At 63.0% G+C, this 15,195-nt stretch carries 13 protein-coding genes; 2 read left to right on the top strand and 11 right to left on the bottom strand.

Going from position 1 to position 15,195, the window contains the following annotated elements; all coding sequences use genetic code 11:
- Positions 1 to 11 precede the first annotated feature (11 nt).
- The 11 genes from ACT3TS_RS03540 to ACT3TS_RS03490 all read right to left on the bottom strand — a co-directional run bounded on the left by ACT3TS_RS03540 (position 12) and on the right by ACT3TS_RS03490 (position 12,383).
- Positions 12 to 998 (bottom strand): FKBP-type peptidyl-prolyl cis-trans isomerase, encoded by a 987-nt coding sequence (locus tag ACT3TS_RS03540; protein WP_444530105.1) that lies wholly within the window; start codon positions 996 to 998, stop codon positions 12 to 14.
- Positions 999 to 1,466: 468 nt separating this feature from the next.
- Positions 1,467 to 2,840 (bottom strand): Pup--protein ligase, encoded by a 1,374-nt coding sequence (gene pafA, locus ACT3TS_RS03535; protein WP_444530104.1) that lies wholly within the window; start codon positions 2,838 to 2,840, stop codon positions 1,467 to 1,469.
- Positions 2,841 to 2,938: 98 nt separating this feature from the next.
- A complete protein-coding gene (prcA, locus tag ACT3TS_RS03530; protein WP_444530103.1) occupies positions 2,939 to 3,670 on the bottom strand; it encodes a proteasome subunit alpha in 732 nt (243 codons plus the stop codon).
- Between the two features lies 1 nt (position 3,671).
- On the bottom strand, positions 3,672 to 4,493 hold the full coding sequence (gene prcB / locus ACT3TS_RS03525) for a proteasome subunit beta (RefSeq protein WP_444530102.1): 822 nt from the start codon (positions 4,491 to 4,493) through the stop codon (positions 3,672 to 3,674).
- 6 nt (positions 4,494 to 4,499) lie between these two features.
- Positions 4,500 to 4,706 (bottom strand): ubiquitin-like protein Pup, encoded by a 207-nt coding sequence (locus tag ACT3TS_RS03520; RefSeq protein WP_444530101.1) that lies wholly within the window; start codon positions 4,704 to 4,706, stop codon positions 4,500 to 4,502.
- Positions 4,707 to 4,850: 144 nt separating this feature from the next.
- Positions 4,851 to 5,663 carry a hypothetical protein gene (locus ACT3TS_RS03515; RefSeq protein ID WP_444530100.1) on the bottom strand — a complete coding sequence of 271 codons (813 nt, stop codon included), beginning with the start codon at positions 5,661 to 5,663 and terminating at the stop codon, positions 4,851 to 4,853.
- Positions 5,664 to 5,782: 119 nt separating this feature from the next.
- Positions 5,783 to 7,360 (bottom strand): depupylase/deamidase Dop, encoded by a 1,578-nt coding sequence (gene dop / locus ACT3TS_RS03510; protein WP_444530223.1) that lies wholly within the window; start codon positions 7,358 to 7,360, stop codon positions 5,783 to 5,785.
- 14 nt (positions 7,361 to 7,374) lie between these two features.
- On the bottom strand, positions 7,375 to 9,156 hold the full coding sequence (gene arc / locus ACT3TS_RS03505) for a proteasome ATPase (RefSeq protein ID WP_444530099.1): 1,782 nt from the start codon (positions 9,154 to 9,156) through the stop codon (positions 7,375 to 7,377).
- Between the two features lie 51 nt (positions 9,157 to 9,207).
- Positions 9,208 to 10,371, bottom strand: coding sequence for a tRNA (adenine-N1)-methyltransferase (locus ACT3TS_RS03500; RefSeq protein ID WP_444530098.1), 1,164 nt, complete (start codon positions 10,369 to 10,371; stop codon positions 9,208 to 9,210).
- A gap of 102 nt (positions 10,372 to 10,473) precedes the next feature.
- Positions 10,474 to 11,649: a site-2 protease family protein gene (locus tag ACT3TS_RS03495; protein ID WP_444530097.1), complete on the bottom strand. Its 1,176-nt coding sequence runs from the start codon at positions 11,647 to 11,649 to the stop codon at positions 10,474 to 10,476.
- Complete coding sequence (locus ACT3TS_RS03490; RefSeq protein WP_444530096.1) at positions 11,646 to 12,383, bottom strand: HAD family hydrolase; 738 nt, start codon at positions 12,381 to 12,383, stop codon at positions 11,646 to 11,648. Before ACT3TS_RS03490 ends, ACT3TS_RS03495 begins: the two co-directional genes overlap by 4 nt.
- A gap of 98 nt (positions 12,384 to 12,481) precedes the next feature.
- Here ACT3TS_RS03490 and ACT3TS_RS03485 point away from each other — a divergent pair, with 98 nt between their 5' ends.
- Positions 12,482 to 13,384 carry a PAC2 family protein gene (locus ACT3TS_RS03485; RefSeq protein WP_444530095.1) on the top strand — a complete coding sequence of 301 codons (903 nt, stop codon included), beginning with the start codon at positions 12,482 to 12,484 and terminating at the stop codon, positions 13,382 to 13,384.
- An 887-nt stretch (positions 13,385 to 14,271) separates the two neighbouring features.
- A partial coding sequence (locus ACT3TS_RS03480; protein ID WP_444530094.1) for a DUF222 domain-containing protein occupies positions 14,272 to 15,195 on the top strand: 924 nt, incomplete at its 3' end.

Genomic DNA, 15,195 nt, shown 5'->3' with positions numbered 1-15,195 from the left:
CTTGTGGTTGGTTACTTCTTCGATTCAATCTTAACAACAAATACGAGTGGACCTTCAGGTTTGCCCTGGGCAGCTGCCTGGTCGCCGTAGGCTAGCGCCGAAGGGATCGTCAGCAGCACCGTGGAGCCAACCTTCTGGCCGGCAAGGCCCATGGTCCAGCCCGGGATTACGCCTTGGAGGCCGAATGTTGCGGCCTCGCCGCGCTCGTAGGCGGAATCGAACTGCTTGCTGTCGGACCAGGTCCAACCGGTGTACAGGGCCGAGATTGTGTCATTGGCAGTGACTTCGTCGCCGGTACCCTCAGTGAGGACCTGGACGGCGAGATGTGCAGGTGCGTCGTTCTTGGGAATTGTAATGCTCGGAACGCCCTTGGCGTCGAGCTTGGCTACAGGCAGCTTTCCAGCCTTCTCCAGTTCGGCCGTTTCATCGGCGCTCATGAGCTTCGGGGCGGGCGGGGCTTCCTTGGCGGAGACCACCTGGAAGACGCTCAAGTTTGAGGGCTGTGCGTCCTGTGCAGGTGCTTCTGTGGAGCCGGCGACAGCGGCTTTGCCTGGGGTGCCGTAGGAGATGTAGGCGCCCACCTTGGCGTTGGTGAAGGTTTCATAAACCAGCGGGAATTGCGTTTTGAACGAATCGTTCAGTTCAAGTGTTCCGCCAGCATCCTTGGTGAAGTTCTCACCCACTGTTTCTCCGCTTGTTGTGTCCAGTGCAATTTCACGGATGGCAACTGCTTGGCCGCCGGCGACCTGTGCGCCATCGCCATCGGTTACGATGCGCATCGATTCAGCTTTGATGGCCAAAGGCTTGTCAAAGGTGACCTTGGGGGCCTTGCCCTTGCCCTGGTCATCGACCTTGACGGAGGCCAGGGCCTCGGCATTGGCCGGTGGGACGGAGACGGACGAACCGGGGGCGTCCGAGGCAGCTGGATCTGACGATCCCGATGAACAGGCTGTCACAAGTAGCAGCAGGGGAAGAAGCAGGGCAAGAAGTCGGCGCACAGAGACTCTTTCTTTGGCGGGAACATTGGGGCGGTGCCGGGCGGGCTGTCGTGGCAGCCCCGCAGCAGATACTTTCAAGAATGCGGGGCCCAATCCTGGCTTGTCAGCTTTGGGCCGTAATCAGCCTAACTGCTGAAGCTGGACAAAACCTGCTTGCGGGGTTGCGATCGGCCATGAAAAAGGGTGGAGTGATTCTCCGGCTTTTGTGGCACTTTCGTCGTGGATGGCTACACAGCCGAGCTTTGAGACCCTCAAGCCGAAGGGTGTGGGCTTCGCCGAGAACGACCCGGAGCCGCGAGAACGCATCGAAGTTACGCCCTTCTCGCGAGCTTGAACCATTCTCGACGAATCAGGCTCAGAGACGTGCGACTTTGGGCCATTCTCGGCGTGTGTGAACGGCTGATTCGCCCACGGAAGAGCCATAGCAGTCTGGTTTCCCGGGCTTTCCCGGGCCGGTTCCGGCCGGGCTTAGTATTCACCGCGCAGGGAGGCAATCAGCGCGTCCACACGGTCGTCGTCGTTCTTGAACGGGTCCTTGCACAGGATGGTCTGGTGGGAGCGGTCATTGAGTTTCAGGTGCACCCAGTCAACGGTGTAGTCGCGGCCGGAGTCCCGTGCCGCTGTGACGAACTTGCCGCGCAGATGGGCGCGGGTTGAGGGCGGTGCCGTCTCCGTCGCTGTTGCGATGTCTTCGGCCGTGACCAGCTTGGCCGCCGCCCCACGCCGTTCCAGCATGTTGAACAGTCCCCGTTCCGGCGAAATGTCGTGGTAGCGCAGGTCGAGCTGGGCAACTTCAGGCGAACCCCAGTCCACGTTGTGCCGTTCGGCGTACGCGCCCAGCAGCTTGGCTTTGATGGCCCAGTCAATTTCAGTGTCAATGCTGGAATAATTTTCCGATTCAACGGCATTCAGGGTGCGTTCCCACAGCTCCAGGATGCGCGGCACAAGGTCGTGGTGGGCGCCGTGGGAGCGCACAAATCCGCTCACCTTCTCCAAATAGTGCCGCTGGATGTCGATGGCGGTCATGGTGCGTCCGTCGGCCATCTTCAGCGGGTGCTTGCCGGTGATGTCGTGGGAGATCTCGCGAATGCTGCGGATAGGGTTCTCCAGGCGCATGTCGGACATGATGGTTCCGGCCTCCACCATGCGCAGGATCAAGTCCACGGTTCCCACCTTGAGCATGGTGGTGGTTTCCGACATGTTGGAATCGCCCACAATGACGTGCAGGCGGCGGTACAGTTCCGCGTCGGCATGCGGTTCGTCACGGGTGTTGATGATGGGCCGTGACCGTGTGGTGGCTGAGGACACGCCCTCCCAGATGTGGTCGGCCCGCTGGGAGAAAGCAAACTTTCCGCCTTGTTGGGCCGGGAGCACCTTGCCGGCCCCGGCGAACAGCTGCCTGGTGACGAGGAAGGGGATGAGGATGTCGGCGAGCCGGTTGAATTCGCCCTTGCGGGTGATCAGGTAATTCTCGTGGCTGCCATAGGAGTTGCCGGCGGAATCCACGTTGTTTTTGAACAGGAAGATCTTGCCCGGATAGCCGTCCAGCTCCAGCCGTGACTGCGCCTCCTGGACGAGTTCGTGCAGGATTGTTTCGCCGGCCCTGTCGTGGGCAATGAGCTGGGCGATGCTGTCGCATTCGGCCGTGGCATATTCCGGGTGCGAGCCAACGTCCAGGTACAGGCGGGAGCCGTTGGGCAGGAAGACGTTCGAGGAGCGCCCCCAGCTCACGACCTTGCGAAAGAGGTACCTGGCGACTTCTTCTGGAGACAGCGGCCGAGAGCCGGGCGCTGAATATGTCACGCCAAACTCGGTTTCAATGCCAAATATCCGCCGGTCCACCAGGTACGTCTCCTCAGTTGTTTGTGCTTGAACAGGTGCTCTTCAGATACTGCTTTTGCCACGTCTTGCCGTGGCTGCCCGGGCGTGCCGTCGGCTTGTCAGTTCGGGTCCAGCTGTGCGGCGACGTCGGCTGCGGTGAGCCGCCTGAACGCCCGGTGCGAGCCCCCGGCCCGTGACGCGTTGCGGTCAAGCACCGCCACTTCCAGGGTCTCCGAAGTCAAGGGGGCTGCCGGGCCCGTACCGGCTGCCGCTGCGGCAAGGCGCGGAGCCTCCAAGGCGGTGACGGCGCAGCGCAGGGCCTGCCCCAGACTTGCCCCGGCCGTCCACAATTTTTCAAGTTCGGCCTGCACCAGGTCGGCCTTGCCACCCATGGCCAGGAAACCGGACTCGTCGGCGATTGAGCCGTCAAAGTTCAGCCGGAAGATGTGGTCTTCACCCTGGCGCTCCCCCACCTCGGCCACCGCCAGTTCAACCTCGAACGGTTTTTGTTCGGCTGTGAACACCGTGCCGAGGCTTTGCGCGTACACGCTGGCCAGGCCGCGGGCCGTGACGTCAACCCGGTCGTAGGAATAGCCGCGCACATCCGCGTAGCGCACGCCGGCCTGGCGCAGGCTCTCAAATTCGTTGTATTTGCCCACGGCCGCAAAGGCTATCCGGTCATAGATCTCACCGATCTTGTGCAGCATGGGCGACGGATTTTCGGCCACCAGGGCCATGCCGTCAAGACAGCTGAGCACCACAACCGACTTGCCGCGGGCAATTCCCTTGCGGGCGAAGTCCGCCCGGTCCTTCATGACTTGTTCGGGGGAAACATAAAATTGCTGCGCCATGCTACGCCTCCCTGCGCTCTATGGTCCGAAGCGCGACAATGGCTTCCACCACGGCAGCCAACGTTTCCTGGCCAACCCTGGCGGCGCCGTCGTCCGTCACCACGTAAACCACCGGCCACAGCCGACGCACCAGGTCCGGCCCGCCGGTGGCGGAGTCGTCGTCGGACGCGTCAATGAGCGCCTCAACGCCCACGGCGACGGCCTCGTCGAGGGAGAGCTCCGGCCGCCACAACTTCTTCAGCGCACCGCGGGCAAACACGGAGCCGGAACCGACACTGTGGTGTTCCAGCTCCTCATAGCGGCCGCCGGTGACATCGTAGGAGAACAGCCTGCCAGCTTCCTCCCCCGCCTCGAGCCCGGCAAACAACGGCACCACGGACAGGCCCTGCAGGGCCATGGGCAGGTTGGCGCGGATCATGGCGCCCAGCCGGTTGGCCTTGCCCTCGAGGCTCAGCAGCGTGCCTTCAATCTTTTCGTAATGCTCAAGTTCAACCTGGAACAAGCGCACAATGTCGATCGCAATGCCGGCCGTGCCAGCAATGCCCAGCACCGAATATCGGTCTGCCGGGAACACTTTTTCAATGTGCCGGTTGGCGATCATGGAGCCCATGGTGGCGCGACGGTCCCCCGCCATGAGCACCCCGCCCTTGAACGTCAGCGCCACGATGGTGGTGCCGTGCGGGGTCGCCGGCATGGCTCCCGCCGGCAGGGATTGGCCGAAGGGCAGCAGGCCCGGATTGCTGCGGCTCACATGGTCAAGGAACGACGACGAGGAGCCCGCACCTTCCAGCGCTGGAAACTCACTCCTGCTGTGGGCAGCCATGGGGTCCTACTGTCCGCCCTTTTGGACAAACCCGCGGACAAATTCCTCGGCGTTGACTTCCAGCACGCCGTCAATTTCATCCAGCAGGTCATCGACACCGGTGGTGGCAGCCTGGGCGGCCGCCGAATCCGGTGCCGGCGTGGGCGCGGGAAGCTCGTCGACGGGTTCTTCTTCGGTGCGTTGGGAAACGTTTTTCTGTTCCTGAGAAGCCATGATGCATCCTTCTTACGCTAAGTGCCGGGCACTTGGTTGTGTGCCTGCTTCCATCCTGCCACGGACCCGCCGGGAATGCGGCAGCCAGCGGGCCGTGGTAACGATGTGACGGCCTTGAAGAGGCTGCCGCGGGAAGATTCAGGTTTAGGAAGCCGCCAGAACCTGATCCACGATCGTGGCCAGCTCGGCGGCTGACGCTTCCTCGGTGTCGGTGCCCAGCTTGACCACTGAGACGAGCAGACCGCCGTGCAGGGCTTGCACCGAGACTGTTTTGGTGACCTGGCCACCGGGCATGTTCTGGGTGATGATCCTGGCGTTTTCCGAGTCGGCGGCGGTATCCACCGCGATGTCCTTCATGGTGGTGTCCACCGTCTGGCCCGCAATCTCCATGCTGAATGTGGAGCAGGCGCCGTCCTGGTCTGAGGCGCGGTCCAGCGTTTCCAAGAGCAGCTCCGGCTTGGCTGACAGGAGCGTCACTGCTGTCCCCGAGCCGGTGGCAGCGTCGGCGGTCCACATCCCGCTAACATGGACGCTGCCATCGAGCAGTTCCGTATTCGAACTGGCGAATGCGCGGCACTCTTCAGGTGTGATGGCGACATCAGCCACCGCCGACTTCGACAGTTCCTGCGTTTTGGCAAACTCTTCGGCCGGTATCACGGTCAACGCGGCACCGTTGGCGTCCTTGAGCCCGGTCAGAATGGCGGTCAGCTCAGGTTCCGTGAATTCCTTGGCTTCGGCTGCCGTGGGCTCTCCCTGGTCCGCTGGCTTCTGCGCAGCGGATTCGTCGGCAGAATTTTGTTCGGTCTGGCTTCCGTCGGTGGCTGGGGCGGGGCCGCTGCAGGCGCTCAGGGCGAGGATGGCTGCAGCGCCGATCGACAGAAACGCCGACGGTCGTGCAGCAGCACGTGACCTCCCGCGTGAAGCAGATGATGACAGAGAAGTGATTTTAATGCTCATGGATTCCCCCAATATTGGTGATGGTGACAACAAATATATCGGGCGATGGGAGCAATGGCCACACGGTGCTTGGCGCGTGGGTTGCCCTGTGGTGGCTGCCCGGATGGTCCGGCAGGCAGCTAGTGAACGTCGGCCAAGAGTGCGGCAAGGAATTCTTGCAGCCCAGTGTGTTCCGCAAATAATGTCCGGGTCAGCTGCTCCGTGCCCCGCAGCGGCTCCTTGGTGGACACCCGCTGGAGCCGTCGCAGGGTGGGCAGCTCGAAGATGACCGAATCCCAGCTGGCACCCACCACATGGGCACCAAATTCCTGGATGCACCGGCCCCGGAAATACGCCCGCGTGTCCGTTGGCGGCTGCTGGACTGCCGCGGCAATCGATTCGTCGGTGACGACCCGCTGCATGCGGCCGCGTTGGAGGAGCTTGTAGTACAGGCCCTTCTCGGGGCGGATGTCCGACCACTGCAGGTCGATGAGTCCCAGCCGGGGGTCGTCCCAGGCCATGTTGTCCCGGGCCTTGTACTGCTGCAGCAGCTGGAGCTTGGCCACCCATTCCAATTGCCCGGCAAGGCTCATGGGGTCGTTGCCCAGGGCGGTCAGGACTTCTTCCCATTTGGCCAGAACGGCAGCTGTGTGGCCGTCGCCGGTCTCCGGGTCGCTTGAGCCGTTGGCTGCACAGTGGGTCCGGGCAGCGGTAAGGTAGCGCCACTGCACGTCAAGGGCGCTGACGCGGCTGCCGTCGGCCAGCTCATGGGTTTGCTGCAACTGCCAGTCATGGCTGATGTCTCGCAGCGACGCTACGGGGTCGGCAAATTCCAGTTCGGGAGCCGAACCGTGTTCGATCATGTCCAGCACAAGGGCCGTCGTGCCGAACTTGAGGTAATTGGAGACCTGGCTGAGGTTTGCATCTCCAATGATCACATGGAGGCGGCGGTACTTGTCGGCGACAGCATGCGGTTCGTCCCGGGTGTTGATGATGGGCCGGCGGATGGTTGTTTCCAAACCCACCTGGGCCTCGAAGAAGTCGGCACGCTGGCTGATCTGAAAGCCAACCCCCGAGCCGTCCTGGCCGATGCCCACCCTGCCCGCACCGCACATGATGGCGCGGGTGACAAAGAACGGTGTCAATCCCGTGACGATGTTGTTGAACGGCACCGAACGCGGCATCAGGTAGTTCTCATGGCTGCCGTACGACACTGCCTTGTTGTCGGTGTTGTTCTTGTAGAGGTTGATTCCGGGCACCCCCGGCGTGTCGGCGATCCTGCGCACGGCGGCCAGCGCCACCAGGTCTCCAGCGGCGTCCCAGCGGACCGCGTCGAGCGGATTGGTCACCTCGGGCGATGAATATTCCGGGTGGGCATGGTCAACGTAAAGGCGTGCCCCGTTGCCCAGCACCATGTTCATCATCAGGGGAATGCTGGCATCGCCGCTTTCCCCGCCCTCGAGCGCAATCTGGGCGGCCGTCAGCTCGTGCTCCGAATCGGTGAGCTGGCTGGGGTGGGCGGCGCTCCGGGGCATCGACCACCCGCGGGCATCGGCCAGCGGGTCCTCGTCGGTATAGTCCCAGCGGGTTTCCCCGCCTGCAGCCGCACGATGGCTTGTTTGCCGTGAATAAGCGTGCACGACCTGGGTTGACAGCCAGGTTGCGTTGAAGCCGCCTCCCCCGGGCGCATGAATGCCGTATTCGGTTTCAGCACCCATGACCCGGACAACACTCACAGGTACTGCCCCGTGTTGGGCAGCGTTTCCAGCGTCTTGCCCGGCACCTGGCCTTCCTTGCTCTGCACGATGGTGCGGATGTAGGTGATTCGTTCACCTTTTTTGCCCGAGATTCGGGCCCAGTCGTCGGGGTTGGTGGTGTTGGGCATGTCTTCGTGCTCACGGAATTCGTCCACGACGGCCCGGAGCATGTGTTCGATCCTGATGCCCTTTTCGCCACTTGTCAGGAGGTCCTTGATGGCGTATTTCTTGGCCCGGTCAACAACATTCTGGATGACGGCGCCGGAGTTGAAGTCCTTGAAGTACAGCATCTCGGTGTCCCCGTTGGCGTAGGTGACCTCCAGAAATTCGTTGGCCTTGTCCGTGGCGTACATGGCCTCAACCGTGCGCTGGACCATGGCGTCCACGGTTTCCTGCGGGCTGCCGTTGTTGGCGGCCAGGTCGTCCGCGTGGAACGGCAGGGTGGTGGTGACGTACTTGGCAAAGATGTCGGCCGCGGCTTCGGCATCGGGGCGCTGGATTTTCACCTTCACATCAAGCCTGCCGGGGCGCAGGATGGCAGGATCAATCATGTCCTCACGGTTGGAGGCACCAATGACAATGACGTTGTCAAGGCGTTCGACGCCGTCAATCTCGCTGAGCAGTTGCGGCACGATGGTTGTTTCCACATCGGAGGATACGCCCGTGCCGCGGGTGCGGAACAAGGAATCCATCTCGTCAAAGAAGACGACGACGGCGCTGCCATCCGAGGCCTTTTCTCTCGCCCGGATGAAAATGAGCCGGATTTGGCGTTCGGTTTCACCCACGTACTTGTCAAGCAGCTCGGGGCCCTTGATGTTCAGGAAGTAGCTTTTTTGGTCCTTCACGCCGGAGCGTTCCCGGGCCCGTTTGGCCAGTGAGTTGGCGACCGCCTTGGCGATGAGCGTCTTGCCGCAACCGGGAGGGCCGTAGAGCAGGATGCCCTTGGGTGCCTTCAGCCCGTGTTCGCGGTACAGGTCGGGGTGCAGGAAGGGAAGTTCGACGGCGTCGCGAATCTGCTCAATCTGTGAGGTCAGGCCGCCGATGTCAGAGTAGGAGATGTCCGGAACTTCTTCAAGGATCAGGTTTTCCACCTCGGAACGGGGAATTTTCTCCAGGGCATAGCCTGTGCGCCCGTCAAGTGTGAGCGCATCACCGACCTTGACGGCACCGCCCTGCAAGACCCCCGCCAGGCGCACAACACGTTCCTCGTCTGCGCGGCCGATCACCAGGACGCGGCTTGTGCCCAGGAGCTCCTTGACGGTGACAAGTTCGCCGACGCGCTCATATCCAAGTCCTGCGATGACCGTGAATGCCTCATTGAGCAGGACTTCCTGGCCCACCGTGAGTTCGTTCATGCGCAGCAGCGGGCTGATCCCGACGCGCATCTTCCGGCCCGACGCATAAATGTCCAGGCTTTCATGGGCCAGTGCCGAACTGGTCCCGGACGACTGCACCGGCAGGTTGATCGCCAGGATGGTGCCGAAACTGTAGGGCGGCTCGCCGTCGTTCTCCAAGGCCGAGCGCAGCTTCATGATCTCGGACTTGGCCGTCTCCAGCATGGCAACAAGCTTGGAGTTGTTCTGTGTGGCCGAGGCAAGCTGCCGGTCAAGGTTGCGTGCCTTGTCACGGAGCACATTCAGCTGGCGTTCAAGCACGGCCTGCTGGCCGGTGCCGGTTGAATAACCGGCACCGGCCGAGCCTGGTGCGGCTGTGCCCTGGGCAGGGTTTTCCGGGGTGGAGTGGGGTGCGTCGCTCATGACCATCGATCCTTCCGCAGCCGTGTCCGGCCAGTACAGCTGATTTTAGTGCTATTGCGCGTCGGTGCCAGTTTCAGGCCCGGTTTCCGTGCCGGTTCCTTCTTCTGTTGACTTGCTCTTGGTCCGCTTCGTCTGGACCGTGGATGAGGCATCCCTGGCAGCGCGGCGCAGCTTCTTGTCGGAAACGGCACGCTCCCCCACGGCTGCCGGGGTCCAGGCATCGAGGTCAGCCTGCGCAAAGTCTGTCTTGGAGGCGCGGCGCTTCGGGGACATGCCCGTCACGCCGTCGGCCAGCCGGCGGGTCACCATCAGGAAACCGGTGTGGGCGACCATGCGGTGGTCCGGGCGGACTGCGAGGCCTTCAAGGTGCCAGCCGCGCACCATTGACTCCCAGGCGTCGGGCTCGGTGAAACGGCCGTCGGCGCGGATGGCCTCGGCTGTACGCGAAAGCTGGGTGACGGTGGCAACGTAGTTGATCCACACGCCGCCCGGGGCCAGGACGGTTGCCACGGCGTCGAGGCACTCCCAGGGGGCAAGCATGTCAAGGACAACGCGGTCGATGCTGCCGGGGGCTTCCTGTTCCACCACCTGGTCCTGAAAGTCGCCGAGGGAGATCTTCCAGGCCGGGTGCGGGCCGCCGAAGATTGTCTCAACGTTGCCGCGGGCAATGTCGGCAAACTCTTCCCTGCGCTCAAAGGAGTGCAGGTAGCCACTGTCGCCCACTGCCCGCAGCAGCGAGATGGAGAGGGCGCCGGAGCCAACACCGGCTTCAACAACGCGGGCACCCGGATAAATGTCACCCATGGTGATGATCTGCCCGGCGTCCTTCGGGTACACAACGGCAGCGCCGCGCGGCATGGACAGCACAAAGTCAGACAGCAGCGGACGCAGCGCCTGGTACTGCTGGCCAACGTTGCTTTCAACCATGGAACCCTCGGGGGAACCAATCAGCAGGTCGTGATTAAGGAAGCCCTTGTGCGTGTGGTAGGCGGTGCCCGGCGTCAAGGTGATCGTGTTCATGCGGCCGCGCTCGTCCGTCAGCTGCACGCGTTCTCCGGCGCGGAACGGACCGCGGCGTGCGCTTGCACCATGGGGTGCAGCCCCCTGGCTGCTTGCCGCATCCCCGGATGCGGCCGCAGCTGGAGATGCGGCCGCCCCTGGGGATGCTGCCACGCCCCGGGCGTCCGGTGCGTCAATTGTGTCGTGCTGGTTCATCGGTGGGTCCTGTCGTGTTGGTACTCGCAAAATCTGCTGTGCTGCTGGTGTGTTCGTGGTGTGCGTTGTCCGGTTCGGTGTGGGGCGGGGCCTCGGCGTGCGTCAAGAAATCGGCTTGCCGGTGATGGCGGCAACAACCTTGGCCTGGCTGAGCAGGCCGGTGATCTTGCCGTCCCGATTGATCACGGCATACTCGGTGTCCGGCAGCTGGGCCAGATAGGACACCAATTCAGCTCCTGCCGCGGTGTCGGGAACGTAGGCGCCCCCGGACAATGACCGCGCCACTGCCGTGGCAGGGGTTGTGCCTGCAGCTTCCGGCGGCACGTGCGCCAGGGCGTGTTCATCAACGACGGCGGCAGGCCTGCCGTCAGCGCCAAAGAGCACGATGGGTTCGCTGGGGTATTCCCCGCGCAGGGTCCAGAGCTGGGCCACTGTGCACTGCTGCGAGGCGCTCACGGCCGGAACCGCCAGTGAGCCGGCGGTGATGGCCGGCAGGCGCAGGCGGATGGAGGCCCCCTTGATTGACGCGGAGGCTCCCATCCACAGGAAGCCGGCCAGCACGACCACGATGAGCGTCGTGGTCAAGTCGGGTTGGGTGCCGCGAATGTAGGGCACTGCCAGCACCACGGCAACGATGACAACCACGATGATGCGTCCGGCCCAACCGGCGGCGACGGTGCCTTTTTCCTGGCTGCCGGTGGCTTTCCAGACGATGGACTCAACGAGGCGTCCGCCGTCGAGGGGCAGGCCGGGCAGCACGTTGAACACGCCAATGAGCAGGTTGGCCCAGATGAAGATGTTGGTCAGCAGGATGGCTATGGCTGTGCCAAGGGACACGGGTCCCGCCGTGGCGGCTTCCGGCAGTCCCAATTTGACCAGCCAGCCGAGCCCGGCCAGCACGAAGTTGGCAATGGGACCGGCAAATGCGACGACAAGTGCCTTGCCGGGTGTTGCCTTGCTGAAATCAAATTCAGTGTGGCCGCCCCACAGGTTCAGCACGATCTTGTGGGTGGGCCAGCCGTACATCTTGGCGGCCACGGCATGGGCGAGTTCGTGGATGAGCACCGAGAAAAGCAACAGCAGCGCATAGGCGAAGGCGACCAGGTAGGCTCCCGCGCCAAGCGACGGATAGATGTTCTGCAGCTGCGGGCCAAAGATGACAACGGTGACGGCGGCGATCAAGAACCAGGAATTGGCCAAAATGATGGGTGTTCCCCGAACCGAGCCAAGGACCAGACCTTCCCGGCGCGTCTTGGTGCCGCCAGCGGAACCGCTCACAAAGCAGCTCCGGCGGAGGCGGCGTGGGAGGCCAAAGCTGCCGTGACGTCGTCGTACGTCATTCCAGCCAACGTAGGCCAGGTTGCGTGCCGGGAATCCTCGGGCAGCGGGACGGCATGCGGGATGGCAATGGTGGCGACCCCGGACGCGACGGCGGACGCAACACCGGGAATTGAATCCTCCAGGGCGGCACAATCGGCTGCGGTGAGGCTGGGATCGGACTCGCGGAGGCGCTCAATGGCCTTCAGGTATGGCTCGGGGTGAGGTTTTCCATTGGCCACTTCATCTCCGGTGATCAGGAATTCAAAGTACTCCTCATCCAGGGCCTTGACGACTTCGCTGGCCAGATTGCGCTCGCTCATGGTGACAAGGGCGCAGCGCACGCCGCGGCCGTGCAGCTCGGCGAGCAGTTCACGGGCGCCCGGACGCCACGGCAGTGCCTTGCGGATGCCGGCAATCACGGAGTGGGAGAGGTGGTCGATGATTTCACGCACGGAAAGCTGCACGCCGGCGTCCTGGAGGATGGCGGCCGTGGTGGTCAGCGCATTCCCGACCATGGCCATGGCCTTTTCTTCGTCCCAATGTCCGCCGTGAGCGGTTACCAGGTCAATTTCGGCGGCGATCCAATAGGGCTCGGTGTCAACAAGTGTCCCGTCCATGTCCCAAAGGACGGCTTTGAGGGTGGGTGCAGTGTTGGTCGCCTCGGGCGCGTCGGCGGCAGTCGGTAAAAGCATGCCTTCAGTCTACGTGGCGTGCGCGGTGGAACTGTTTTCAAGAATGGCTGTGCGTGGTGCGTAGTGCCTGAACTGTCTTGTCGCCGTAGGCTGGAACGGTGAGCACAATCAATAATGGCGAATCAGGCCAACCGTCAGGCGATCTCGGACGGTTGCTGCAACCTGCTCCCGGCGAAGACCGCGTGACGGTCATGCTGGCAGCCTTTGAGGGTTGGAACGATGCCGGCGAGGCTGCCAGCGACGCGCTCAAGTACCTGCACGAGCTGTGGGGCGCGAAGAGGGTCGCCGTCATTGAGCCGGATGAATACTACGATTTCCAGTTCACCCGCCCGGAAGTCCGGCTCACCTCCACCGGTGGGCGCAAAATCAAGTGGCCGGTGACCAAGATTGCCAAGGCCAGCATTCCGGGCACCAACATTGACGTGGTCCTGGTCCACGGCATTGAGCCTTCCTACCGCTGGCGTGCCTACACTGCGGAGTTGCTGGCCAAGGCGGCCGCGCTCAATGTCAACTATGTGGTGCTGGTCGGGGCGCTGCTTGCCGACGTTCCCCATTCACGGCCCATTCCCGTCACTGCAACGTGCGACGACGACGAGCTGAGCTCGCGCTTGAACCTTGAGTCCTCCCAGTACGAGGGGCCCATTGGCATTGTTGGTGTCTTGAACGAACTGTCCCTGTTGGCCGGCTTGCCCACCATTTCATTGTGGGCGGCGGTGCCTCATTACGTGGCGCAGGCGCCCTCCCCCAAGGCTGAACTGGCGCTGCTGAACCGCATCGAGGATTTCCTGCACGTGCCGCTGTCAACAGTTGAACTGGCCGACGACGCACAGGCGTGGGAGCGCGGCGTGAACGACCTTGCCTCCGAGGATGCTGAAATTGCCGCCTACGTGCAGCAGCTGGAGGAAGCCAAGGATACGGCCGAACTGCCCGAAGCGACGGGTGAATCCATCGCCAAGGAATTTGAGCGCTATCTGCGCCGCCGGGGCCAGGACCAGCCCTAAATTGCCTGCTGGTGCCCGGGGTGCCCGGGGCACCTTGCTACGCCCAGCAGCGGCCCCTGAGGCCGGGCATGCTTGGCATGTTCGAGAAGCGCAGCCATGACGATGACCGGCATGGCACGGCGAGGCGCGGCGCGACAAACCTGTTCGCGGCATTGAACGTCGCTGGCTGGGGTGTGAATGCCTCCACTCTTTCTCCCGCGCCGTACGTGTGCACCGTTCCCGTGCGCCGTACGGGTGCGCCGGTCCGTGGAGCTCAAGAAGCTACTGAGCAAGATCGGCAAGCAAGCCCCGGTGAGCTCGACGTGCATATCGTCTGTGGCAACTACGGGAGGCGCAAGAGACCGACCAGCGTGTGCTGGGCTCCCGGAAACCCGTGGTTCGCGACGCATTTCTGGCCCCCTCTGTTCGTCTTGGATCAAACAGGTCCAGCGGCTGTTCGCTGAGGAGGTTCGTGCGTGATTTGGACGATTATGGACAGGAAGCAGGGCCGTGGGGGGCTAGGAAATATTTTTAGGTAGTTGTGGATACTAGTGTTGCTTTCCACACATTTGAGATATGATTGTGGTATGGGTAGTTCAGTGAATTTCCCGGTTGGCCGGGATGGTTCATCCACCACAGTGAGTGTGGCGGACCTGATTGCTGGACTTGCTCTTCCTTCCATTGAACCCCTTGGCACTGACATTGCTGCGATGGCCGGGTTGCCTGACCTGCCGGTTCCCGATCCCCGCCACTGCGGCCCCCGTGGCCGCTCTGCTGACACTGCTCAGCCCACCGCTCCAGAAGCCGTTGACCCCGCTACTGCTGTCCCCGCCGGTACTGGCGCCGGGTCTGACGCTCTTCATTCCCCTGTTGCTGGACCATCTGCTGCTGGTGTTGTGGAGTCCCGTTTGGAGGGGGCGCGGGCGTTGATGGATGGTTGCACGGACGCGATCGCGGCGTTGCATAAGCATCAGAATCAGTGCGCTGCGTTGGCGGCTGTGTTGATTGCCCGTCTGGAGTCCACGGCCGTTCTTGAGGGCGGTATTCTTGCTGTTGATTCCTGGCAGTACGATATCTCGCTGATGTCGATGCGGGCTGACTTGGCCGGGATCTTGTCGGTCTCCGAGGGCGTGGCGGGGCAGTTGATTTTGCACGCTGGCACGCTCGTGAACTATTTGCCGGCCACGATGGAGGGTTTGAGCGGTGGCGAGTTGGGGTGGGACTACGCGGTCATCATCGCCGGAGAAACGAGTCTGCTGCGTGAAGCCGGCCTGGCGCAGGAAACTGTTGATGCTTTTGAGCAGGTCTTGCTCGGCAAAGCTGCCGGCGCCACTCTGCCGAGTTTCCGGGAGAAGGCCCGGCGCCGCCGTGAACGGTTCTACCCGGAAACGATCACGCCCAAGACGCGGCGGGAGTATAGCCAGCGGCGGTTGGGTGTCTCTCGTGCCCGGGACGGGATGTCGTGGTTGAGCCTGTATGCACCAGCACCGACCGTGGAAGCTATCTGGGCTCAATGCACCCTGACTGCCCAGGCAGCCCAGGGACCTCACGAGGAGAGGACCCTGACCCAGCTCAGGGCTGATGTCGCCGCGGCCCTGCTGCTGAACCAGTCCATGGCCGAAAACCAGATCTACGCCCCCACCCAACCCAACACCACCAATACCGCCGGCACCAACAATGCCGCCACCACCGCCTCTGGTGCGCCTAGCGCTGCAGGGGCTGGTGTGGTCGTGTCTGGTGATGCTCAGGGTCCGTGGTTCGCGCCAGTGGACCCGGCTGCCGACGGGGTTCCTCTGGACCCCGGACCGGAACCAGAGCCAGACCCGACCCCG

The organism is Specibacter sp. AOP5-B1-6 (assembly GCF_052376555.1).
GTDB lineage: Bacteria > Actinomycetota > Actinomycetes > Actinomycetales > Micrococcaceae > Specibacter.
This window is presented reverse-complemented; position numbering and strand designations above follow the sequence as displayed.